A 23,070-nucleotide genomic window follows, 5' to 3' on the forward strand; every position below is an offset into this window, starting at 1 on the left:
TAACGCCATTGTAGATGCTTGGGAGTGGAGGGATGGCATGCATGATAAATATTCGGTAGAGATGCGTCAAATCGTTAAACAATTCGGATCTGTCATAGCCAACGATCAAGTTGATTTCCGCGCAAAAGCCGGTCAAATCCATGCGCTTCTTGGCGAGAACGGCGCAGGGAAAAGCACGATGATGTGCATGCTTTCCGGCGTGTACAAACCTACAAGCGGCGATATTCTTTTACATGGTGAAATCACGAAAATCAAATCGCCAAAGGATGCTATGAGGCATGGAGTCGGAATGGTTTTCCAAAGCTTCAGGCTCGTTCAGACGCTGACTGCCGCCGAGAATATCGTGCTTGGCGAGAAATCATCGTTCTGGCGAGGCGGCAGATGGCTGAAAAATAAACAGGATGAAATCGAAGCTATCGCTCAACAGTTTGGATTAACCTTTCCCGTGAATCGGCCGATCTGGCAGCTATCCGTTGGGGAGCAGCAGCGCGTGGAGATTGTAAAGACGCTGTATCGCGGAGCGAGCCTCATCATTCTAGACGAACCAACCTCCGTGCTTACTCCAGGCGAGGCTGAGCAGCTGTTCATGACGCTGCAGCGCATGAAGTCTGAGGGGAAAACGGTAATTTTGACCACGCATAAGCTCAAGGAGGTAATGGCCGTTTCGGATCATATCTCGGTCATGCGGAAAGGAAAGCTTATTCATAGCATGGAAAGATCGGCAACGAATGAGCGTGAGCTGGCAAAGCTGATGGTCGGAAAAGAGCTTGGAGAAAGCATGCCGCTTCTTCCAAGGCCATTAGGCAAACGATTGCTCGACGTGAGAGAGGTTGACGTCTACGCGGAGCAAGGAAGGAAATCGCTTGACCGTCTCTCTTTTCATGTCAACGAAGGCGAGATCGTTGGGGTTGCGGGGGTGGCAGGCAACGGACAAAAGGAGCTTGCCGAAATGCTTACGGGGCTGAAGACATGGAAGAACGGAGCCATTGCTTTTAACGGAAAAGCATTAACAAACGGCTCGGTTCGGTCGGCGATCGAGGCGGGAATTGCCCATGTCCCTGAAAATCGCATGAGAAGCGGCCTTGCCGGCACTTTGGGCATTGTTGATAATTTGCTGTTCAAATCTTACCGCAATGCTGAGCGCTCGCGATTCGGCATGCTGAGAATAAGCAAAAACCGGGCTTGGTCAGCTAGCTTGGTGCAGCAATTCGAAGTCAAGACGCCGAATCTGGATACGCCGGTTCAGCAATTATCCGGCGGCAATCAGCAGAAGCTCCTATTTGCCAGAGAGATTCATCAACGGCCTCTGTTAATGGTGGCCGTCCATCCGACGCAGGGCCTCGATGTTGGCGCAACGGAAGGCGTTCATCAGCTGCTAAGTGAAATGCGGGAAAATGGCAAAAGCGTATTGCTCATTTCGGAGGATCTCGATGAGGTGATCAAGCTATCCGATCGAATTCTTGTCATCTTTGACGGGCGAATGGTTGGCGAGCTTGCGAGAGAACAAGCTGATCGAGAGCAAATAGGAATGTATATGGCAGGTCTCCAGAACGCGGAGGAGGCAGCCGGATGAATGAAAACAAGCCAGCGATTCATTCGGAGGGAGCGGTATTAGCCCAATCCGCGCTTAAGCAAGGCAAATGGAAATGGCGTTCCTACCGTATCGAAATAGACAGCGCCAAGAAAGAGAACTCGTGGTGGCTTCCGTTCGTTTCCGTATTTCTCGCCCTTTTGGTTTGCGGGATATTCATCGCGGCAAACGGCATGAATCCGTTCCCGGTATACAAGAAGATGTTTATGGGCGCTTTCGGTACGTCATATGGCTTGACAGAAACGCTCGTGAAAACCATCCCGCTGCTGCTTTGCGGGCTAGGCGTAGCGATAGCATATCGTATATCGGTATGGAATATCGGTGCGGAAGGACAATTCGCTGCAGGGGCGATGGCTGCGACCGCGGTTACGATTTATTTGCCGGATATGCCGAGCCTGCTCGTTATTCCTACCATGATTGTGTTCAGTATCGCAGCTGGCGGCATATGGGGCCTCCTGACAGCTATCCCAAGAACCTATTTTCAAGTAAATGAGCTGGTCACCTCGTTAATGCTGAACTACGTTGCGCTTCTGGCGATGGATTATTTCGTGTTTGGCCCGTGGAAGGATCCGGACGGCATGAATTTCCCGGGTACCAAGGTGTTCACGGCGGCGCAGTCGCTTCCCGTATTCCAAGATACGCGGCTGCATCTCGGGCTGCTGTTCGGCGTCATTGCGATTGCATTATACGGTTTTTTTATGAAATACACGCGTTCGGGCTATGAGCTTCGCCTAATTGGAGCGAATCCCGAAGCAGCCAGGAATGCCGGCATTCGTATCAGCAGGCATATCCTTCTGGTCATGCTGATAAGCGGCGGCTTGGCGGGACTTGCAGGCATGGCAGAGGTATCCGGAGTGACACACCGGCTTATGTATGGCATTTCGCCAGGATACGGCTATACGGCTATTATCGTTGCGTGGCTTGCGAAATTACATCCGATCGGTCTAGTGGTTTCGTCTTTTTTGTTTGGAGGGCTTATCGTAGGCGGGTTCAGCGTTCAGACGATCGGATTGCCATCCTCTATCTCTGAAATGCTGCAAGGAGCTATTTTGTTTTTCCTCATTGCAGGCGGCACGCTGAGCAAATTTCGGGTTCGTAAAACGGGATGAAAAGGAGCCTCTGAGCGATGGAAATCGTCTATCAAATGCTGCTTGCAGCTATTTCCTCTGGTACGCCGTTGTTGTTTGCTACGCTTGGCGGCATTCTCATCGAACGGTCCGGCATCATCCAGCTTGGCGCTGAAGGCTTGATGCTTATGGGCGCCGTGACAGCATGCCTTACTTTTATTCATACGGGGAGTTTAACGGTTACTTTACTGGCCGTGTGCGGAATAAGCATAGTATTAGGCATGATTCACGCCTTTCTGAGCGTATCGCTTCGGGCTAACCAAATCGTATGCGGCTTGGCGATGACCTTATTCGGGGCGGGTCTTAGCGCTTATCTCGGGAAGCCCGTAAGCGGACTGCCCGTTCCGAGAGCCGTTCCTAAGCTGGATATGCCTTGGCTTGAAACGGTTCCTTTCATTGGCCGAGTATTTGCCCATCTTGATTATTTGACTTGGTTTAGCTTTATCCTTGTCATCGCGCTGCATCTGTTCATCCACAAAACGTCTTGGGGCTTGCATCTGCGGGCAATGGGCGACAATCCGGCCACGGCGGACGTAATGGGCATTCCGGTGCATGCATTAAGGTACGGTTATATTATCGCGGGCTCCATATTAATCGGGATCGCAGGCGCGGATTTATTGCTTATGTACTCGCCGACCTGGACCGAAGGCATGACGTCGGGGAGAGGCTGGATTGCGGTTGCGCTGATCATCTTCGCGAGATGGAATCCGGTTCGCGCACTCTTCTGCGCTTATTTTTTCGGAGCCTTAGACATGCTCGGTTTCCGCATTCAGCTGATCGGAAGCGAGATACCGTCCTATTTCTTGAAAATGATTCCGTATATCGTCACTATACTCGTCCTGATGTTCCTCGGATGGCGGAATCGCAACAAACCTTCCGGATCGCCTCAAGCGCTTGGCGTACCTTATATCCGGGAGCAAAGGTTCTAAACAAGGCAAGGAGGAGCACGATGGGAATGAATGTACAGGGGACCATGGCGTCTCCTCAAGTATGGCATCCGCAAACGGCAGCAGAGGCTTGGCATTTGAAACGAAGCTACGGGACGGACAGCGTGTATGTATCCGGAGGTACTTTGCTGCGGACGCAATGGGAATCAGGCGTCGCTGCGATGCCGAAGCATTTGATCGATCTAAATGCGATCCGAGGTTTGGGTGAAATAAGGATCGGTGAAACGGGCCTTGTTATCGGAGGTCAAGCCAGCTTGGAAGCATGCCGCAATCATCCTATCATCCAGCGCCATTTCCCGATGGTTACTGAGGCTTTGCGGCTAACGGCGGCACCTTCGATCCGGCGGTTGGGAACGATTGGGGGCAATATTGCCTCCAATATCGGAGATTCACTGCCTGCGCTACTTGGTTACAATGCTCATGTGGTTTGGTATAACGGCATGGAGGAGCAGCAAATCACCTTGTCGGAATGGCTCAAAATCGCCGGCATGATTCATGCGGAGCGGCTGCTTCTCCGGATTCAGCTGCCTTTCCAATTGGATGAAACGCTTGAAGGCCATAAGGATGAACATTTGCGTTCGGTTATGTCGAAAACAAAGCGTTTTAGCGCTTACCATAAAATCGGGCGTCGCGAAGCTTTTACGCCGTCGGTTGTAACGGCTTCCGTATTCGGATCCTTGTCGGAGAAGATGGAAGTAAACGAAATCCGAATTGCGCTCGGAGGCGGCCAGATGATCGCGCATAGGCTTGAAGAGCTCGAACGGGAGCTGCAAGGGAAGGTAATCGATGTTCAGCTATTAGGTCATGTATACAATCGCATTATTCAGCTTTACAAACCGCGTGAGGATATGTTCGCCTCTGCTTCTTATCGCAAAACTACGGCTGCCAATTTAATTGCATCTGAACTGTGGAAAGCTGCGCATCAATAGATAGGACGAGAGGAGGGACCGCATATGCTTTTAAACCGTGAAAACAGCGGGGCGCGTTGGCGGATTCGGCCAGACGGAGCAGGAAAGGTGACGGGCGGCTTAGTCTATCTCACGGATATGACCGCGCAGCCGATGCTTTACGGGCTCGTGCTTCGCAGTGAGCATCCGCATGCCCGCGTCATTTCGATCCAAACGGAGAGAGCAAAGCAGCATATAGGCGTTCATGCGGTGCTCACGCACCGGGACATCCCCGGGTTGAATGCCTTCGGGATTGCCCATCCGGACCAGCCTGTCCTATGCGCGGATACGGTACGTTATGTCGGTGACGCGCTTGTTGCGGTGGCGGCCGAGTCGATGGCGCTTGCGCAGGAGGCGCTTGAGCTCGTTGAAATTGAATATGAGATTCTTGATATGCTGGAGGATCCCGAGGAAGCGCTGCTGGCGGATGCGCCGCGGCTTCACAAAGGCGGCAATGCCATGCACCGCACTGCTTTCGCGAGAGGCGATGTCGATGAAGCGTTTAAGCAATGCGCCATTGTTGTGGAAGAGACCTATTATACGCCACGCCAAATGCATACCTACATGGAAACGGAAGGAGGCTTATTCGTTCCTGGCGAGGATGGGCGCCTGACCGTTTATTCGCCAACGCAGCACGGCTTTATGGACCGCATGCAGCTTGCTCGTATTCTCGCGGTATCGCTGGAACGAATACGGATTGTTTCAAGCCCGATAGGCGGTTCCTTCGGCGGCAAGGATGAGTTGAACGTCCAGCCATACGGCGCATTGCTGGCCATCCATACAGGCAGGGCCATTAAGATGCACAATTCCCGGCAAGAATCGGTTCGGGCGGGATTAAAGCGGCACCCCATGAGAATTGCAATGAAAACAGGAGTAGATGCAGCGGGCAGATTGCTCGCGCACCAAGTCGGTATTTTATCGGATACGGGTCCTTACTCTACGCTAGGGGCCGAGGTGCTTAATTTCGCGACCGAGCATGTGATTGGTCCTTATAAATATGAGCATCTGGATGTGAAGGGTGTATCGGTTTTCACGAATAACGGAATGTCGGGCGAATTTCGCGGCTTTGGCGGCAATCAAGCGATATTTGCACTCGAAGGGCAAATGGATCGCTTGGCAGAACGGCTCGGTATGTCGCCTTGGGAATTCCGAAAGCTGAACATGCGGCAAAAAGAAGATTTGGGACCCTTCGATCAACCGATTGCGATGACCGAAGGCGCCGAACGGGTGTGGACAGCCATAGAGAAGAGCCAGCTATGGCAGGAAAAGGCTCATTTGGAGCAGAACGCGAATGGAGCCAGCTCGGAGCAATGGATCAAAGTAGGCATAGGCGCCGCCTTTACGATGCATGGAGCAGGACTTGGAGTAGGCATTCCAGATCCTGCGGGAGGCCGGCTGCAGCTAGCGACTGATGGGAAAATCGAAGCGGTGTTCGGTTATGAGGAATTCGGCCAAGGGCTGCTTGCCTCGCTCGAACAGATGCTGATCGAGCAATTCGGTTTCGGCGCAGCGGATATCAGGATGATTATCGGTGATACGGATATCGTGCCCGATAGCGGGTCGACGACGGCCTCGCGTGCGACCGCCATGATGTGGAAATCGCTGCAACGGCTAAAAAAGCCGTTCACGGAGCAGCTGTTGGAGGAAGCGGGAGCAATTATAGAGTGCCCGGCAATGGAGCTGCAGCTTAGAGAAGGCGGAATAAGCAAGCAAACGAATGATCAAGTGCTGATATCTTATGCGGACCTCGCCTGTAAGGCTAGGCGTCCAATACGCAGCGAAACTTCCTTCGCATTTCCGACCTCTCCTACGGAACGGGTTGGAGCGCATTTCATGTACACCTATTCGGCTGTGGCGGTGAAGATACAGCTAAATACGTTAACCGGCCGGGTCAAGGTGCTTCAGCAGTACCATGCGGTTGCGGCGGGGCCGGTCATTAATCCGCAAGGCTACCTGGGCCAAATAGAAGGAGGCAGCAGCATGGCGCTCGGCTTTACGCTGCTGGAGGATGCCGTCATGGACAAAGGACATTATATGACGCGCAATTTAGATACGTATCTGGTTCCGACGATTGCAGACCAGCTTGGCCTGGTGGAGGTTGAGCCGATCGAGCATCTGCCGGAGCAGGATGAATACGGCCCAAGGGGCATTGGTGAAGTGGGCTCGGTAACGCTGGCACCTGCCATTGCGGCAGCCGTTCGGCAAGCGAGTGGCAAATGGGTGACAAAGCTGCCGATCGAGCCTGGATTTTTGCAGGAAACGCCATTTTTTCTAACGGGGGTGAGCGGCAATGACCGATCATAGCAAGCAAGCAGAGTCGCCGTTTGCGCTCCAATGCGTCATTAACGGGGAAGAGCAAACGATAGAAACGACCGCTTCCGCCAGATTGCTAACCCTTATCAGAGACGAGCTCGAATTAACGGGAACAAAGCGTTCCTGCGATATTGGGCGCTGCGGTGCCTGCATGGTATTAATGGAGGGAAGAGCTATTAACTCCTGCTTGGCGATGGCTTATCAGTGCGCAGGCAAAAGCATTACGACAATTGAAGGCATTAGCAAAGATGGGATTGATCCCATTCAGCAGGCGTTTCTGGAAGAAGGCGGGTTCCAATGCGGGTATTGCACGCCAGGGATGATCGTTTCGGTTAAAGGCTTGTTAGAAAGCAACCCGAGTCCCTCTGAGGATGAAATTGCAGAAGCGTTGTCCGGAAACATATGCCGGTGCACGGGATATGGCGGCATTCGGCGCGCGGTTTCAAGAGCCATTGAAGGGAGGATGCTGGCAAAATGAAAAGCAAACGTTCGCACATCGAATATTTAATAGAAAGCATTGCGGTCTCCAAGCAAGCAAGGGAAGCTGGAAATACCCCTTTTGGCGCCATTCTCGTAGACGCGGCTGGCGATATCGTATTGTCTCAGGGCAATGTGGAATTGACAGAATCGAATTGTACGGGACATGCGGAACGAACGTTGATGGAGCAGGCGTCCAAACGGTATAGCCGGGAAGAGCTTTGGCACTTTACTCTTTACACGTCGGCTGAGCCTTGCGCGATGTGTGCTGGCGCCATTTACTGGGGCAATGTGGGCACGGTCGTATATGGCATTTCCGAAAAGCGGCTTGCCGAGCTGACGGGAGATGACGATCAAAACCCGACGCTGGATTTGCCCTGCCGCATCGTGTTTGCACAGGGTAGGAAGCCGATCCAAGTAATCGGTCCCGTTCCAGAGGTAGAGGATGCGGCGGTTGCCGTACATGAGGGGTACTGGACATGAACATAACGATGGTGGAGCTTAATGCCAGCAGCCGTGAGCAGTTTATCGAGAAGTTGGGTGCTATATTCGAGCATTCGCCCTGGATTGCAGCATCGGCTTACGGTGCAAAACCTTTCGCAACAATAGAAGCGCTGCATGCCGCCATGATTAATGTCGTCCGTGAATCAAGAGTGGAGACAATCATCGATTTGTTCCGCGCGCATCCCGATCTTGGTACGAGGCTGGCGGTGGCGGAATACTCGGCAAAAGAACAGCTAGGCGCCGGACTTAACCAGCTCACACCCGAGGAATACGAGCAGTTCTCCGGTTTAAACCGAACCTACGTGAAAACCTTTGGTTTTCCGTTCATCCTGGCTGTGAAAGGCAAGAACAAGGAACAGATTCTAGCGGCGATGGAATCGCGGATTTGGCATACAAGCAGCGAAGAAATGGAGCAAGCGTTGCTTGAAATTGAAAAGATATCCGGATTTCGGTTAAGGGATCTCATCATAGAGTAGAGAAAGGACGGATGACTATGCTAAAATTACGCAGCGGACGCACGCTTTATTATGGAAAAGGAGATGTGCTGAGCTACCGAACATACGCCGCTCCGCTCACTGTGCGTCCGATAGAAGCTTCGCCTTATAAAGGCGATAGCAACGTTATATTCGCTCATAACATTACGTTCTCGGTCAGCAGCGAGGCACTGCTAACCTCCTTTACGGTAGGCGACAACGCACAGGTCGTTGCCACGGACTCGATGAAAAATTTTATTTTGCGACAAACGGCCCAGTATGGAGGCAGCACCACGGAAGGGCTGCTTGCCTTCATCAGCGAACGTTTCCTGGAGCGCTATCCGCATATTGATGCGATTGAGATTCAAGCAGACCGTCTTCCGTTCAGCGCGGTCACCGTTGCCGAAGATGGCGGCTGGAGGGATAGCCGGCTTGTTTTTCGCCGATCCCATAACGAGCATGCCAGCGCGTCATTGAAATGGATCCGCGACGGAGAGGCCGGCATTCTTGCCGAGCATGAAAGCGCATTGTCGCATATCCAACTGATTAAGGTAAGCGGGAGCTCCTTTTACGGGTTTGTCCGCGACGAATATACGACTTTACCGGAGAGCTTTGACCGTCCGCTATTTATTTTCCTTAATATTTTTTGGACCTACGAAGACGCGGGAGACGCATTCGATAGCACGCGCGGAAATTATGTTCCTTCCGAACAAATCCATGATCTTGCCCATACGCAGTTTCACGCCGAGCAGTCACCTTCGATTCAACATTTAATCTATCGGATCGGTATGAGCATACTCGTTCAATTTCCTCAGCTTGCAGAGGTTCGGTTCGAGTCCAACAACCGGACATGGGAGACGGTTGTTGAGCCCGAGCAAGCAGCTGGCGCAGGCGTATACACGGAGCCGCGCCCGCCTTACGGCTTCCAAGGATTCACCTTGTCGCGAGCCGATCTGGAGGATGGAGGGGATAAGGCGTGAGCGGCCGAATTACGACGCATGTTCTGGATCTGGCTGGCGGAAAACCTGTCATTGGGATGACGATGGAGCTATGGTACTTGGGCAAGGAAGCTGAAAGCATGGGGGCGGGAGAAGTGCCGCAATTAATGGGAGGCTACCAGACGAATGCAGATGGCAGAGTGGATACTCCTTTGCTAGAAGGGGAAGCTGTCCTGCCAGGCGTATATGAGCTTATTTTCGCGGCAGGCCATTACTTTAGGCAAATGGAGCATTTGTCTGCCATTAAAGATAGTTTATTTGATTTTATTCCGATTCGATTCCGTATCAAGGATGTTGCTGGCCATTACCATGTGCCGTTGTTGGTTGCTCCTGGCGGATATAGCACATACCGGGGGAGTTAATCGCAGCGCCTTGATGTATACGATCAATTGCGGATGTGTATGAATATACCGAGAGGGGACTTGGCAATGACGTTAATCAATGAACATTCGACAGCTGTGGGGACGTTATTGTCCCAGCTGCCTAAGGTCGATCTGCATGTACACCTAGATGGAAGCGTGAAGCCAGAAACGCTGCTGCAGCTTGCGAAGGAGCAAGGAAATCCGATTACGTTCCATTCGGAATCGGAATTGCTGTCCCATATGCAGGTAAGCGAGGATTGTCAAAGCTTGAAGGAGTATTTGAGCAAATTCGGTTTCGTATTGCCTTACTTGCAAACCGCTTCAGCGCTTGAAAGAGTAGCCTTTGAGGTTGTGGAACAAGCTGCCAAGCAGCGGGTAAAATATATCGAGGTTCGATTCGCTCCACAGCTTCACCGCCAAATGGGATTATCCGTTTATGAAGTGATTGAATTCGTTATTAAAGGACTGCGTCGCGGTGAGCAGGCTTTCGGAACGACAGCAAGAGCAATCATCATTTGCATGAGAAACCATCCGTACGGGCTGAATAAAGATGTGGTGCAGGAAGCCGCGCGGTTCCATAATAAAGGGGTCGTTGCGGTAGACTTGGCGGGTGACGAAGCCTCGTTCCCGGCAGAGCTGTTTCTTCAGCTATTTGCTGACGCACGGCAATTAGGCTTGCCCGTTACGATCCATGCCGGAGAAGCAGGCGGTGCCGAGAATGTGAAGGTAGCCGTCACTGGCCTGGGAGCTTTGCGGATTGGGCATGGCGTGAGGATGCTGGAGGATCCGGGCGTCGTAGCGCTTGTCAAGGAACGCCAGATTCCGCTTGAGATGTGTCCGCTAAGCAATATGCAGACCAAAGCCGTCACAGGCTGGGCAGCTTATCCATTGCGGCAATACTTGGAGCAAGGGATCATCGTGACGGTCAATACGGATAATATGACAGTCTCGGATACGAGCCTTCAAAAAGAGTATGAACGGTTGATCGCCAATTGCGGTCTGACCATAAATGATATCGGTACGATTATTATGAACGGTTTTAAAGCTGCTTTCTTGGAGGAGCGCGAGAAGACGCGTTTAATCGTACGTTATGAAGCCGAATTAAAGAAATTAGGGCTGCAAGTGTAACGGCCTGAATACGCGAAATTCACCCTATAAAAGGCTTTGCATCCGATAAGTGATGTGAAGCCTTTTTGATATGCTCCGGGGCTTTAGGTTTCGAATTGCCAGCTTACTTGTTATACTTATAGGAATTGCAGGGATTAGACGGAAAAAACGGGAGGTTTTGCTTCAATGCTACAATCAAAAATTCGCGATGGGATTATCGGACTATGCGTGGGGGACGCGCTTGGCGTGCCTGTTGAATTTCAATCACGTCAGACGCTTCGCAATAAGCCTTTGACAGACATGATTGGCTACGGTACGCATAACCAGCCCGCAGGCACATGGTCGGATGATAGCTCGCTCGTCTTCTGTCTGATGGAGAGTGCCGCAGCCTTTCCCCAAGTCGATTTGTATGACGTAGCAGAACGCTTCGTCATGTGGCTGGACAAAAATGAATGGACGCCGCATGGCGTAGTTTTTGATAGTGGAATCGCGACAGCTTCGGCAATTGAGCGATACAAGGATTTGTGCATTCGCCCGGATCTTGCGGGAGGAATCAGCCTACATAGCAACGGGAATGGCTCATTGATGCGAATATTACCGCTTGCTTATTGGTTCAAGAATGAAACGGCGACGGATCGGAAAGAACTGGTTTCCAAGATTTCTTCAATCACGCATGGACATCCTATCTCCAAAATCGCCTGTGTCATTTATGTAGAGCTGGCAATTCATTTAATCGAGGGCCAATCGCTTGCGGCCAGCATAAGCAGCATGCAGGAAACGGTATTGACGTTATACAAGGATGAGCAACCACATAACATGAAACCCTTTGAACGAATGCTCAAAGGCGATCTTGCGCTTCTGGATGAAGGAGATATTGAATCCTCCGGTTATGTCGTGCATACGCTTGAAGCCAGTCTTTGGTGCTTGCTCAAGTCGAGCAGCTATACCGAAGCTGTACTGCGTGCCGTTAACTTAGGCGAGGATACGGATACGACCGGAGCGGTGGCGGGAGGTCTGGCTGGATTATTGTACGGGGAGGAAGCGATTCCGAGTGATTGGATTCGGAAGCTTGCTAGACTGGACGATATTCAAAATTTATGCAACCGGTTCGAAGAGGCCATACGCGCAGCAGAGTAAGGTGGAGATGAAATGGAAGACCATTTATCGATAGCAAGGCGGCTGTTTGCCGAATATTACGGGAATTATTTTCAAATGAACCGTGCTGGCCATTTTGAAGCATATAGAGGTTATGAAATAACGAAAGAGCAGGAAACGAAGTGGTATGAGGAGCTCATTGCCCAAAACGTTGGCGAGCTGTCGATTCGAAATGGGGATGCTTTAACTGAGCTCGTGTCTATCGCCAGAAATAAGCCGGATTGCCATATCCTCAATCATGTGATTACATTCGCGGCCAGACATGTTATGTCATCCGATAGCATCGTAAAGCTAATGTATGCGGAGAATATCATTGGGATCGTTAAGGTTGTGAGAAATAATGCCGAGACGGAGCTGCTTCACCGAGCCTTCAAGACGGCTGCCGACTTATTGGACGATATAATGAGCAAGCCGCTTATCGTCGATCCCGGCCATGACCTTCAGTCACTCGGCTTGAAGGATAAGCGGGGATTAAACCTTCGGGCCTCTAAAAGCATCGCTATGATTAAAGAGCTGCTAGCTTCAGCTGAATAATGATAGCAGAACTTGTATCAGAAACATAAGCAGTTATCCCATTTAATGAGGTGCGTAGCGCGTGGAAGGATTAGAATTAAAGAACGTATCACCAGATCATGCGGAGCTCCAGGAGCTGATTCGCCATCTCGATCAGGATTTATTGCAGCGCTACCCGCAGGAAGAAATTTTCGGTCTCGATTTCTCGGACGAGAGCATTAATGAGGTGAGTTTTCTCATTGCTTATTGGAACGACATCCCTGTCGGCTGCGGAGCCATTAAGCCTTATGATGAGTACTCGACTGAGCTGAAGCGTTTTTTTGTTGAAGAGCCCTATCGCAATAAAGGCATTGCTAGGCAGCTATTAGCGGAGCTGGAAAAGAGAGCGAAAACGATGAATTTCCGTAGCATGAAGCTGGAGGCAGGAGAGGCGCAGCCGGAAGCGCTTAGCTTTTATCGGAAGCATGGATATCAGGCGATCGATCGTTTTGGTCCTTACCAAGATAATGAAAGCAGCGTTTGTTTAGAGAAGCGGCTTTAGGCTGGTCTGTATCTTGACATTTGGGAGGAGAGCGAAGCATGCATAATAAAAGACTAGGCAGCTATAGCGCTTGGGCAAATGAAAGAGTGATAGGCTCCATCCGCAGCAGCAGCGAGCTTCAGTTGGACAAGCCGATCAGCTTGTTGAATCATATTATTGCTGCCGAGAAAATATGGCTTGCCCGGATTAACGGTGAGAATACTTCCGCTATCGCGATTTGGCCTGGCTTTACGCTGGAGCAATGCGAGCAAATGGCCTTGGAGAACAAAAACGGCTATACTGCATTGTTAACTCGGCTGCATGATTCGGATTTTTCTTCAGAAATCACCTACTTCAACAGTCAAGGACAATCGTATACGACGACGATTATGGATATATTGGAGCATGTTTCACTGCACGGGAGCTATCATCGGGGGCAAATTGCAACGGTGCTTAAACAGGCAGGCGGTACGCCCGTAAATACCGATTACATCACGTATGTAAGGCAAATAGGAAGCTCGAGCTGAATTCGATGTTGAATATCACTCCGCGAATCGGTAGTATAGAACAGTGGCAGCGATAACAAGACAGGGAGCTGGCTTACGAAAGCGTATAACCGCGTTATTGCGCGGTTAAACATATACGATTCCAACGTTTGGACGAAAGACTAGGAGGAGCAGCATGTCTAACTTAATGAATGACAAGGTAGTTGTAATTATGGGAGTAGCCAATGATCGAAGCATCGCTTGGGGAGTTGCGAAAGCGTTGCATAAGCAAGGAGCAAAGCTGGTCTTCACGTATCGCAAGGAAAGATCCTTGGATAAGCTGAATAAGCTGCTGGAGCAGCATCAAATCGAAGCTTTGCAAAAGGTGTCATGCGATGTGCTTGATGATGCAAGCATCATTGCCGCATTTGGGGAAATACAGAAAACCACCGGCGTTATTCACGGACTCGTGCATTCGGTTGCTTTTGCCGAGAAGGACGAGCTTCAGGGTGAATACGTCGATACGACCAGAGACGGTTATCTGCTGGCGCAAAATTCAAGCTCCTATTCATTGGTTGCAACCGCTCGAGAAGCGAAGAAGCTGATGACCGAAGGCGGTAGCATCGTCACTCAAACCTATATCGGAGCAGAGCGGGTAGTGAAAAATTACAATGTGATGGGCGTAGCGAAAGCGGCGCTTGAAGCGAGCGTTATGTATCTGGCTGAGGATTTAGGCAAATACGGAATTCGGGTAAACGCGATATCGGCAGGTCCGATTCGTACGCTAGCCGCAAAAGGCGTTTCCGGCTTTAACGACATTATGTCTACGATTGAAGAGAGAGCCCCGCTTCGCCGCAACATTGATCAGGATGAGGTTGGCGATGCAACGATGTTTCTGCTGAGCAGCTTGTCCCGTGGCATAACAGGCGAGGTGCTGCATGTTGATGCAGGCTACCATATCCTTGGATTATAGAAGATTGGAATCATGGTTTTTTTGAATCGCATTTCCTAAAGAACGACATGAAACAGGCACGCCCCTCATCAGTAGGGGCTGTGCCTGTTTTGTTTATTTGGATTGCAAAGCCTGATTGATTTGGCTGTTGACCGCTTTAAGATCAACGGAGGCGATGGACTTGTCTTGCAGCTCATATTTTTGTTTGAGGCTCAATATGCGATAAACGCTTTTATCGAGCATTTCCTTAGCAATGGCGCCATCGCGCGCGGCAAGCTTCAATGCTTTGATAACGGAAATTTGCGTGTTGTAATCGTGACCGATCAGGATGATATCCGTACCCGCTTGGATCGATCTGACAGCCGATTGTCCAACGTCGAAATGCTCCGTAATGCCGCCCATAGTCATATCATCGGTAATGACGACCCCGTCATATCCTAATTCATCGCGAAGCAGATCGGTTACGATGGTTTTGGAAAGGGAAGCGGGATACGTTTTGTCTAGTTTAGGGATAAGCAAATGTGCGACCATGATGGCATCAGCCTTTTGCTTGATCGCCTCCTTGAAAGGAAGCAGCTCGAATGCTTGAAGCTCGGCCAAAAATTTGTTCACGACTGGCAAATCAAGATGGGAATCGACCGAAGTGTCGCCATGCCCCGGAAAATGCTTCACCACCGCGGCCACTTGCTCAGACTGGATGGCTTTCATCGTTTCGATGCCGTGAGTCGTAACCGTGTTTGCATCTGAGCCAAAGGAACGGTTGCCGATTACCGGATTGCCAGGATTGCTGTTAATGTCTAAAACCGGAGCGAAATCCATATTAAAGCCAAGCGAGCGAACTTCGGTACCGAGCGCTGAACCGATCCCGCGTGTGTAAGCAGCACTGCCTTTTTTTCCAATCGTGGCAGCAGGCGGTATTTTCACAAAGTCTTCGGGCATGCGGCTTACTTTGCCGCCTTCTTGATCGATGCTTAGCCAAAGCGGAGCTGCATTTTTTTCGTTTTTTTCCTTAAGAGCATTTAGCAGCTTAAGCGTTTGGTTAGGATCGGTAATATTGTTTTTATAGAGAATAAAACCGCCTACATGATAGGTGTCAATCAACTCGGCTGTCGGAGCCTGCAGAGTAGTTCCTTCCACGCCGACCAGAACGAGCTGCCCAATTTTTTCATCCAGCGTCATTGCAGCTATTTTATCTTTGAGCGGATCATTGGCTGCCGTAGGTACGGTGGTAGGTGACTGCGCCGGTGCTATAGTCGGGCTAGGCACTGGAGATGCAGCAGTAGGACCCGTGGTAGCCGCTGGAGAAGCCAGATTATTACTAACGTTATTCTGTCCGCATCCGATGCATAGCATGAGGAGCGAGAGACTGGCAATGAGCTGCTTGATCATCAATAAAACCTCCCTTTTTGCAATATCCCCTTGATCGGCAAAACGCATACCCCTACATGGTCTTTCATTCTGACGCTAGGATATTGAAGGATGTTGCAGGTGCATGAATACATTCGTAGCTAGAGCTGTAAAGGTTCCTAGCATATTTCAATAATGTCGAACATAGGTTGTAGAGGTCAATTCAGCTGTTTAGGCTTAATTATAGGATAAAAGGAGGGCTAAAATGGAAGAAGATGAGCGAGACCAGGCTATGCATGGACAAATCCCCCAGCCGATCAGGCGGAGCGACGGAGCGGGGAACATAGACCTTGGTCCCCGTGACATTATGCGCGATATTGAAAATCCGAACATGTTCGTTCCGCCTGTAACCGATTCGGGGCTTTTACCGAACCTGAAGTTTTCATTCTCGGATACGCATATGCAGCTTAACAATGGCGGATGGTCACGCGAGGTTACCGCCCGTGATTTTCCCATTTCGACGACGATGGCCGGAGTTAATATGAGCCTGACTCCCGGCGGCGTGAGAGAATTGCATTGGCATCAGCAGGCTGAATGGGCTTACATGCTTGTTGGCAGCGCAAGAATAACGTCTGTCGACCAACTTGGCCGGAACTTCATTGCGGATATCGAAGAAGGTGATTTGTGGTATTTCCCTCCAGGCATACCTCATTCCATTCAAGGCTTGGAGAAGGGGTGTGAGTTTTTACTCGTATTCGATGACGGGAATTTCTCCGATCTTAATACCTTGTCCATTTCGGATTGGTTCGCCCATACGCCAAAGGAGGTGCTTTCAGCAAATTTCGGCGTACCGGAGAAAGCTTTCTCGCATATTCCACCTGATCAAGTGTACATATACCAGGATCAGATCCCAGGTTCGCTTGAGAGCCAGCGGGTGCCTTCTCCATATGGCACCATTCCGCTTAGCTTCAAGCATAGATTGCTTGCGCAAACGCCTCTTCGAACATCTGGCGGAACCGTACGCATCGTGGATTCAACGAACTTCCCGATCTCGAAGTCGATCGCGGCAGCCTTGGTGGAGGTTGAGCCTGGCGGGATGAGGGAGCTGCATTGGCATCCGAACAATGATGAGTGGCAGTACTACTTGTCCGGTCAAGGACGCATGACGGTTTTTGCGGGGAACGGAGCCGCCCGAACCTTTGATTACCGGGCGGGAGATGTCGGCTACGTCCCGTTCGCCTTCGGTCACTACATTCAGAACACAGGCGATCAATCGTTATGGTTTTTGGAAATGTTCAAAAGCGACCGGTTCGTCGATGTATCGTTGAACCAATGGATGGCACTGACGCCACGCGAGCTCGTTCAAAGCAATTTGAATGTCGGTGATCAGCTGCTGGATGCATTGCGAAAAGAAAAATGGCCGGTCGTTAAATACCCGGGTTACGGCTATCCTGTCAAATAAAGCGTTTCTGAAACCATTTCCAGCTGCCCTTGGCATGCCGGAAATGGTTTTATTTATTGAAGATGTTCTCCTCGAGGACATCATGCTTATCACCGAAAACCTTAATCAAATGATGCTCACCCCATGCGGAAAGCGAATCCAAAATGCTTTTTAGGCTTTGCCCGTAAGGTGTAAGCTGATACTCGACCTTGGGAGGCACCTGATTATATACGATTCTTTCGATAATGCTGTCGTCTTCAAGCTCTCTAAGCTGCTGGGTGAGCATTTTCTGGGTAATTTCCGGAAGCAGGCGCTTAAGCTCGCTCGTCCGCTTCTTGCCATGCGTTAGATGGCAGAGAATGATACACTTCCATTTGCCACCGATGACCTCGAGCGTGGCTTCCACTGGCACGTTGTACTTCTTCTTGATCAATGTCATTCTCCCCTATAGCATGATATAGGTACTAATAAGTACCTATAGTACTTTTAAGTACGTACTGGTTATTTTTCATTGCATAAACGATAATAACATTCATCGGCCGATCTAAGCTACAACTATTTGCATCATTAGAAAGGGATTGGGGAGAAGCATCATGACAATAGAGAAAAGAAGAAGCACGTTAGCCTTGCTTGCATTAGCAGTAAGCGCATTTGCTATCGGAACGACTGAATTTATTAGCGTCGGCCTGCTGCCGCTTATATCGGAGGATATGAATATTTCGGTTACGACAGCAGGTCTAACGGTGACCTTATATGCCTTGGGCGTTACCTTTGGCGCACCGATCCTCACATCCTTATCGACAAAAATGCCGAGGAAGGCGCTGCTGCTCTGGATCATGGTGATCTTCATGATTGGCAATGCGGCTGCGGCAGCAGCGCCAACCATTGAACTGCTTCTTATAGCAAGAGTCATATCAGCTTTGTCACATGGCGTGTTCATGTCTATCGGCTCCACGATCGCTGCTGACGTGGTTCCCCAGAATCGCAGGGCAAGCGCGATCGCCATCATGTTCACGGGTTTAACCGTTGCAACGATAACTGGCGTCCCGATTGGAACGTATATTGGGCAGCAGCTGGGCTGGAGGGCTGCTTTCGTAGCGATCGTGATCGTGGGACTCGTAGCCTTTATTGCCAACAGCATGCTTGTTCCGTCCGATTTGCGGAAAGGAACGCCAATTACAATGCGCGAGCAGTTCAAGCTGTTCACGAACGGACGGCTCTTGCTCATGTTTTTAATTACGGCGCTAGGCTATGGCGGGACATTTGCGGTCTTTACTTATTTAGCCCCGTTGCTGCAAGAAATATCCGGCTTTCAAGAGAAGCATGTCACTTTGATCTTGCTTGTCTACGGTATTGCGATCGCGATTGGCAATATGATCGGTGGAAGGCTTGCTAACCGAAATCCGCTTAAAGCATTGTTCTACATGTTCATCATTCAAGCGGTTGTCCTATTTGTATTGACCTTCACTGTCTCGTTCAAGATTGCCGCGCTGCTTACGATCATATTGATGGGTCTCTTTCACTTCATGAACGTGGCGGGACTTCAGGTTTACGTGGTTATGCTGGCTGAGCGAATTATGCCTGGCGGGGTGGATGTTGCCTCCGCTATTAATATAGCAGCATTTAATGCAGGCATCGCGATTGGCGCTTATTTAGGCGGCGTCGTGACCGATGCAATGGGATTGATCCATACACCTTGGTTTGGCGGCATTATGGTAGTAGCTGCCGTTATTTTGACAGGCTGGAGCATGAAGCTGGAACAAAAAGATAGGCCAAAAGCAGTTCAAACATAACTTGGGAGGAATATATTCAATGAATAACTTACAATCGACTACAACGCTGCACAACGGGGTCCGCATGCCATGGTTTGGATTAGGCGTCTTCAAAGTGGAGGAAGGGGCCGAGCTTGAGAATGCCGTTGCCTCGGCAATCCAAAACGGTTACCGAAGCATTGATACGGCGGCCATTTACGGGAACGAAGCAGGAGTCGGACGCGGAATTGAGCAAGGGCTGCGTCAAGCAGGGATTGAGCGATCCGAGCTTTTCGTTACCTCTAAAGTATGGAATGCCGATCTTGGCTATGACGCCACGCTGGCTGCTTACGAGACAAGCTTAAGCAAGCTGGGTTTAGAATATCTGGATTTGTATTTGATCCACTGGCCCGTAGAAGGAAAGTTTGCTGAAGCATGGCGAGCCCTGGAGCATCTGTATGAGCAAGGCCGCGTTAAGGCAATCGGCGTAAGCAACTTCCAGCCCCATCACATCGATACGCTCATGATGGCTGCCAGGATTAAGCCAATGGTCAATCAAGTGGAATATCATCCGCTGCTGGCGCAGCTTGCGTTGAGAAACTATTGCGAGCAGCAGGGCATTCAGCTGGAAGCATGGTCGCCGCTTATGCAGGGCCAACTGCTCGATAACCCGCTTCTGCTCCAAATCGCAGCAAAATACGATAAATCGGTCGCGCAAATTATTTTGCGATGGGACTTGCAAACCGGTGTCGTGACTATACCGAAATCGACCAACGAAGCACGAATTATGGCAAATGCGGCTATTTTTGATTTTGTGCTATCAGAAGCAGACATGGAGCTAATCGCCGGCATGAACGAAAATGTCCGTGTCGGGCCGGATCCTGATGATTTTGATTTTTAATGGGCTTGGGACAATTAAGACGAGAACGATGATGCGGTAGCAAACAAAAAGCCTTGCAGGCAATAAAAGGAGTGGCCTCCGTTTCTGAAATAGGGGCCGCTCTTTAACCCTGTTTGGCTTTTTTGATTTGAGCGTATGGCAAGAGGCTGGAATTAAGAAGCGCAAAAGCTTGTTTCATGTGATAAAATATGTTCATGTGTCATCGATTCGGATGGAGGGATTACGCTTGAAACAGGATGATGCTGGCAAGCTTGATGCGTTTAGCGAAAGCGTGGGGCGCGTGAGAGAATTGTGCATGTCATTCCCAGGCACGAGTGAGAAATTGAGCCACGGAGCTCCAAGCTTTTTCGTTGCCGAGAAAAAGTCATTCGTGCAATATCGCCATAATCACCACAATGACGGAAAAGTTGCCCTTTGGTGCGCAGCGCCGCCAGGCATGCAGGCCATGCTAATCGAGTCGGACCCGTCCGTGTATTTCCGTCCAGCCTATGTCGGGCATTTGGGATGGATCGGCGTTAGATTAGACCGATGCATCGAATGGGACGAGCTTGTTGGGGTCATTCAGGAAGCTTACCTGACGAGAGCACCGAAGAAGTTTATCGCGATGTTGAAACAAGCAGGCGGATAGTAAATAAGGGTACATAGCACATAAAGAATAGAGGAATGACAATGAAGTTTAGACCTTGTATCGATTTGCATGACGGCAAAGTAAAACAAATTGTCGGAGAGACATTGAATACTGAAATCATCGAAAATTTTGTTTCGAAGCAGGATTCGGCTTTTTATGCGGAGCTCTTCAAGAAGGATGCGCTGACGGGAGGGCATGTCATTATGCTCGGAAGCGGCAATGAGGCAGCGGCCGTTCGCGCTCTGGAGCAATATCCCGGCGGTTTGCAAATAGGAGGCGGCATTACAGCGGACAACGCTGCTTTTTATTTGGAAAAAGGGGCATCCCATATCATCGTGACTTCCTATATTTTTAAGGATGGGCAGCTTAACGAGGAGCATCTCTCTAAAATAGTGGCGGAGGTTGGGGTTGATCGCTTAGTCATCGATCTTAGCTGCAAAGAGAAGGACGGCAAATGGTTCGTTGTAACAAATCAATGGAAACAGTTCAGCGATTTCGAAGTAAACCAAGACAATATTCATTTTCTTGAGCAGTATTGCAACGAATTTTTGGTACATGCCGTGGATGTGGAAGGAAAGCAGCGAGGCATTCAACAAAGTCTCGTAAGCGCACTGGCTGAATGGGTCGTTATTCCGACGACTTACGCAGGAGGAGCCAGATCAATCGAGGACATGAACCAATTCAATGAGCTTTCGAATGGAAAGCTGGACATCACAATCGGCAGCGCGCTTGATATATTTGGCGGACATTTGTCTTATCAAGAAGTGGTAGCTTACAGCAAGAATAAGCAAGCTTAAGCGGTCGATGGATCCTTTTTTGCGAAGCCTATCCGCTAGCTGCCATCTGGTTATAGTCTTCAAGGCATTTCGCTGAATGCTTGGGGAAAAATTGATTATAAAGACGTTTGGCATGGAAAAATGTAGGGGCAAGCAGGAAGGTGATGAAGCGGTGAGACCAGATCATTATAAGCTCATGTATGAATTCGTACAGTGGGCAGGGACGCAATCACATATCGAAGGAATCGCTTTGGTTGGACCTTGCGCAGATGACGAGAACGAGGAAAATGCGAATTTGAGCTTTTTGCTCATTACGGACAAGAAGAAAAAGACGATCGATGCGATTCTTCATCAATTTCCATTTGAACCGCTCGAGCAAGCTTCCGTAGAAGAGCATGGAATGCTCACATCGATCAAGGCCGTATACGAAAGCGGCATCGATGCTGATTACGGCGTCGCTGGGGAAGAATGGTTAAGTCATCCTCTGGAGGGTGAGCTGGGAGCTGCTCTCTCGATGGGATTTAAAGTTATTTGGGAGAGCGAAGGGCTGTTCGATGGTTTGCAACGTGCCATAGCTCATTATGTGGCTGAGCAATTGATGTCATGAACGCAATATACCTCATAAGCGAAAGGCTGGTTCAGCTAGGTTAATTACCTGCTGTTCCAGCCTTTCGCTTATGAGGGGAATGTAAATGTAATTAACTCTGAAGCTAACACGTAGATGGATTCACCCGTCGGATTAGCCAATGTAAGGAAATTAGCATTAAAGGCAAGTAATCGTCCGGACTTCATCCCATTGGATGTCGTGACTTCAATTTCTTTGCCTTGATTGCTTTTTAACAATCCGTGTAGCGCAGTGCCAGGGAGAATGAGATGACCGTTCGTTATAATCGCCATTATCCGTCCTCCTTTCCATGATGCTCTTTATCATTCAACAGGATTCTCGTGAACATAAACGATGTTCGCATAAAAGATACGGATTTCGTAGAGGAATTTTTCTTGCTCGAAGGATACAAGTATGAAGTCATTTCCTACCTGATCCAGCCTGCCAATGATGGCAACTTGGCCATAACCGTTGGTCATAACGAAAACCTCCTTGCCCAGCAAGGGAAGCAAATCGCCGGAAAGCGTTGTCGACATGCGAGGATACCTCTTTTCTAGGTGGGCTGGGTTAAAAGCTCGATATTCGTAATATAGCCAAGTGGAATCGTCATTTGCGTACCGGAGATAGATACGATTCGAACGAGAGTCTCCAGTACGGCTGTAACCGTTCCGGCAAAGCCTGTAGGCTGTCCCGGTGTCATCACGTTAATGACAGAGCCTAGCTCCAAAAATCCGTTAAGGATAGCTATCAGCTCGGTGAAATCGGTTGAACCGGGCGTTCCAGGCGTCCCCTGAACACCTTGAATACCTTGTGGTCCTTGAAGACCTTGCGGCCCTTGAGGCCCAGCTGCTCCGGCTGCTCCAGCCATACCCTGCAAGCCTTGTGCCCCTTGTGGTCCAACAGCACCGCTAAGTCCGTTTGTGCCTGATGCTCCGGGGGTGCCAGCTGGGCCGATCGTGCCCTGCAGTCCGCTCTTGCCTGCTGCGCCTGCTGGACCTTGTAATCCTCTTGGACCTACGACAATAAGTCGTCTGTGTCTCAAGCATGGTTTCGTTTTTTGTTTTTTCTTGCAGCAAACCGTTTTTTTCTTGTTCAAGCACGAGGAACGGCGCTGAACCCGTGCGGATTTGGATGAAGCTATCAAAATATTA

The 23,070-nt window shown here is 50.0% G+C and carries 27 protein-coding genes; 22 read left to right on the forward strand and 5 right to left on the reverse strand.

Translation table 11 applies throughout. From position 1 onward, the window contains the following. Positions 1 to 37 precede the first annotated feature (37 nt). From AC0YN3_RS03430 to fabI, 16 genes are all read left to right on the forward strand, one after another. A complete protein-coding gene (locus AC0YN3_RS03430) occupies positions 38 to 1,573 on the forward strand; it encodes an ABC transporter ATP-binding protein (protein WP_475773695.1) in 1,536 nt (511 codons plus the stop codon). Further along, positions 1,570 to 2,700, forward strand: a complete 1,131-nt coding sequence (locus AC0YN3_RS03435) for an ABC transporter permease (RefSeq protein ID WP_475773696.1) — start codon at positions 1,570 to 1,572, stop codon at positions 2,698 to 2,700. Before AC0YN3_RS03430 ends, AC0YN3_RS03435 begins: the two co-directional genes overlap by 4 nt. Before the next feature lie 17 nt (positions 2,701 to 2,717). Next, positions 2,718 to 3,647, forward strand: a complete 930-nt coding sequence (locus AC0YN3_RS03440) for an ABC transporter permease (RefSeq protein ID WP_475773697.1) — start codon at positions 2,718 to 2,720, stop codon at positions 3,645 to 3,647. A 20-nt stretch (positions 3,648 to 3,667) separates the two neighbouring features. Then, a complete protein-coding gene (locus tag AC0YN3_RS03445; protein WP_475773698.1) occupies positions 3,668 to 4,594 on the forward strand; it encodes an FAD binding domain-containing protein in 927 nt (308 codons plus the stop codon). Between the two features lie 24 nt (positions 4,595 to 4,618). Then, positions 4,619 to 6,916 carry a xanthine dehydrogenase subunit D gene (gene pucD / locus AC0YN3_RS03450; RefSeq protein WP_475773699.1) on the forward strand — a complete coding sequence of 766 codons (2,298 nt, stop codon included), beginning with the start codon at positions 4,619 to 4,621 and terminating at the stop codon, positions 6,914 to 6,916. Next, a complete protein-coding gene (locus AC0YN3_RS03455) occupies positions 6,903 to 7,403 on the forward strand; it encodes a (2Fe-2S)-binding protein (RefSeq protein ID WP_475773700.1) in 501 nt (166 codons plus the stop codon). Before pucD ends, AC0YN3_RS03455 begins: the two co-directional genes overlap by 14 nt. After that, positions 7,400 to 7,885, forward strand: coding sequence for a nucleoside deaminase (locus tag AC0YN3_RS03460; RefSeq protein WP_475773701.1), 486 nt, complete (start codon positions 7,400 to 7,402; stop codon positions 7,883 to 7,885). Before AC0YN3_RS03455 ends, AC0YN3_RS03460 begins: the two co-directional genes overlap by 4 nt. Beyond that, complete coding sequence (gene uraD / locus AC0YN3_RS03465) at positions 7,882 to 8,382, forward strand: 2-oxo-4-hydroxy-4-carboxy-5-ureidoimidazoline decarboxylase (RefSeq protein WP_475773702.1); 501 nt, start codon at positions 7,882 to 7,884, stop codon at positions 8,380 to 8,382. The genes AC0YN3_RS03460 and uraD overlap by 4 nt, the downstream gene beginning before the upstream one ends. A 17-nt stretch (positions 8,383 to 8,399) precedes the next feature. Further along, positions 8,400 to 9,359, forward strand: coding sequence for a factor-independent urate hydroxylase (gene pucL, locus AC0YN3_RS03470; RefSeq protein ID WP_475773703.1), 960 nt, complete (start codon positions 8,400 to 8,402; stop codon positions 9,357 to 9,359). Then, complete coding sequence (gene uraH, locus AC0YN3_RS03475; RefSeq protein WP_475773704.1) at positions 9,356 to 9,739, forward strand: hydroxyisourate hydrolase; 384 nt, start codon at positions 9,356 to 9,358, stop codon at positions 9,737 to 9,739. The genes pucL and uraH overlap by 4 nt, the downstream gene beginning before the upstream one ends. 66 nt (positions 9,740 to 9,805) lie before the next feature. Beyond that, positions 9,806 to 10,867 carry an adenosine deaminase gene (add, locus tag AC0YN3_RS03480; RefSeq protein WP_475773705.1) on the forward strand — a complete coding sequence of 354 codons (1,062 nt, stop codon included), beginning with the start codon at positions 9,806 to 9,808 and terminating at the stop codon, positions 10,865 to 10,867. Between the two features lie 165 nt (positions 10,868 to 11,032). Beyond that, the gene (locus tag AC0YN3_RS03485) at positions 11,033 to 11,983 is read left to right on the forward strand and encodes an ADP-ribosylglycohydrolase family protein (RefSeq protein ID WP_475773706.1); all 951 of its coding nucleotides are present in this window, start codon (positions 11,033 to 11,035) and stop codon (positions 11,981 to 11,983) included. Positions 11,984 to 11,995: 12 nt separating this feature from the next. Then, positions 11,996 to 12,535, forward strand: a complete 540-nt coding sequence (locus AC0YN3_RS03490) for a hypothetical protein (RefSeq protein WP_475773707.1) — start codon at positions 11,996 to 11,998, stop codon at positions 12,533 to 12,535. Positions 12,536 to 12,596: 61 nt separating this feature from the next. Continuing rightward, positions 12,597 to 13,055, forward strand: a complete 459-nt coding sequence (locus tag AC0YN3_RS03495; RefSeq protein WP_475773708.1) for a GNAT family N-acetyltransferase — start codon at positions 12,597 to 12,599, stop codon at positions 13,053 to 13,055. 38 nt (positions 13,056 to 13,093) lie between these two features. Next, positions 13,094 to 13,561, forward strand: coding sequence for a DinB family protein (locus tag AC0YN3_RS03500; protein ID WP_475773709.1), 468 nt, complete (start codon positions 13,094 to 13,096; stop codon positions 13,559 to 13,561). A gap of 154 nt (positions 13,562 to 13,715) precedes the next feature. Then, a complete protein-coding gene (gene fabI / locus AC0YN3_RS03505; RefSeq protein ID WP_475773710.1) occupies positions 13,716 to 14,492 on the forward strand; it encodes an enoyl-ACP reductase FabI in 777 nt (258 codons plus the stop codon). Between the two features lie 93 nt (positions 14,493 to 14,585). Here the strand turns inward: fabI and nagZ are convergent, their stop codons facing one another. Further along, the gene (gene nagZ / locus AC0YN3_RS03510) at positions 14,586 to 15,860 is read right to left on the reverse strand and encodes a beta-N-acetylhexosaminidase (RefSeq protein ID WP_475773711.1); all 1,275 of its coding nucleotides are present in this window, start codon (positions 15,858 to 15,860) and stop codon (positions 14,586 to 14,588) included. Positions 15,861 to 16,083: 223 nt separating this feature from the next. Between nagZ and AC0YN3_RS03515 the strand changes: the two genes are divergently transcribed. Beyond that, positions 16,084 to 17,280 carry an oxalate decarboxylase family bicupin gene (locus AC0YN3_RS03515; RefSeq protein WP_475773712.1) on the forward strand — a complete coding sequence of 399 codons (1,197 nt, stop codon included), beginning with the start codon at positions 16,084 to 16,086 and terminating at the stop codon, positions 17,278 to 17,280. Positions 17,281 to 17,329: 49 nt separating this feature from the next. Here AC0YN3_RS03515 and AC0YN3_RS03520 read toward each other — a convergent pair whose 3' ends face one another. Further along, a complete protein-coding gene (locus AC0YN3_RS03520) occupies positions 17,330 to 17,692 on the reverse strand; it encodes a winged helix-turn-helix transcriptional regulator (RefSeq protein WP_246431695.1) in 363 nt (120 codons plus the stop codon). Positions 17,693 to 17,852: 160 nt separating this feature from the next. On the opposite strand from AC0YN3_RS03520, the gene AC0YN3_RS03525 reads away from it, so the two are divergent. From AC0YN3_RS03525 to AC0YN3_RS03545, 5 genes are all read left to right on the forward strand, one after another. Beyond that, the gene (locus tag AC0YN3_RS03525) at positions 17,853 to 19,052 is read left to right on the forward strand and encodes an MFS transporter (protein WP_475773713.1); all 1,200 of its coding nucleotides are present in this window, start codon (positions 17,853 to 17,855) and stop codon (positions 19,050 to 19,052) included. Positions 19,053 to 19,071: 19 nt separating this feature from the next. Then, the gene (locus tag AC0YN3_RS03530) at positions 19,072 to 19,911 is read left to right on the forward strand and encodes an aldo/keto reductase (protein WP_475773714.1); all 840 of its coding nucleotides are present in this window, start codon (positions 19,072 to 19,074) and stop codon (positions 19,909 to 19,911) included. Between the two features lie 226 nt (positions 19,912 to 20,137). After that, on the forward strand, positions 20,138 to 20,539 hold the full coding sequence (locus AC0YN3_RS03535) for an MmcQ/YjbR family DNA-binding protein (protein ID WP_475773715.1): 402 nt from the start codon (positions 20,138 to 20,140) through the stop codon (positions 20,537 to 20,539). A gap of 41 nt (positions 20,540 to 20,580) precedes the next feature. Beyond that, positions 20,581 to 21,336: a phosphoribosylformimino-5-aminoimidazole carboxamide ribotide isomerase gene (hisA, locus tag AC0YN3_RS03540; protein WP_475773716.1), complete on the forward strand. Its 756-nt coding sequence runs from the start codon at positions 20,581 to 20,583 to the stop codon at positions 21,334 to 21,336. A 151-nt stretch (positions 21,337 to 21,487) separates the two neighbouring features. Beyond that, on the forward strand, positions 21,488 to 21,922 hold the full coding sequence (locus tag AC0YN3_RS03545; RefSeq protein WP_475773717.1) for a hypothetical protein: 435 nt from the start codon (positions 21,488 to 21,490) through the stop codon (positions 21,920 to 21,922). A 68-nt stretch (positions 21,923 to 21,990) separates the two neighbouring features. On the opposite strand, the gene AC0YN3_RS03550 is transcribed toward AC0YN3_RS03545, so the two are convergent. Genes AC0YN3_RS03550 through AC0YN3_RS03560 form a run of 3 tightly spaced genes read right to left on the reverse strand, consistent with a single transcriptional unit; the run spans position 21,991 to position 23,063 of the window. Continuing rightward, positions 21,991 to 22,212 carry a hypothetical protein gene (locus AC0YN3_RS03550; RefSeq protein ID WP_475773718.1) on the reverse strand — a complete coding sequence of 74 codons (222 nt, stop codon included), beginning with the start codon at positions 22,210 to 22,212 and terminating at the stop codon, positions 21,991 to 21,993. A gap of 30 nt (positions 22,213 to 22,242) precedes the next feature. Continuing rightward, positions 22,243 to 22,455, reverse strand: coding sequence for a hypothetical protein (locus AC0YN3_RS03555; protein ID WP_183561426.1), 213 nt, complete (start codon positions 22,453 to 22,455; stop codon positions 22,243 to 22,245). Between the two features lie 17 nt (positions 22,456 to 22,472). After that, positions 22,473 to 23,063 carry a hypothetical protein gene (locus AC0YN3_RS03560; RefSeq protein ID WP_475773719.1) on the reverse strand — a complete coding sequence of 197 codons (591 nt, stop codon included), beginning with the start codon at positions 23,061 to 23,063 and terminating at the stop codon, positions 22,473 to 22,475. Positions 23,064 to 23,070: the final 7 nt, after the last annotated feature.

Source organism: Paenibacillus sp. J22R232 (genome assembly GCF_056269165.1).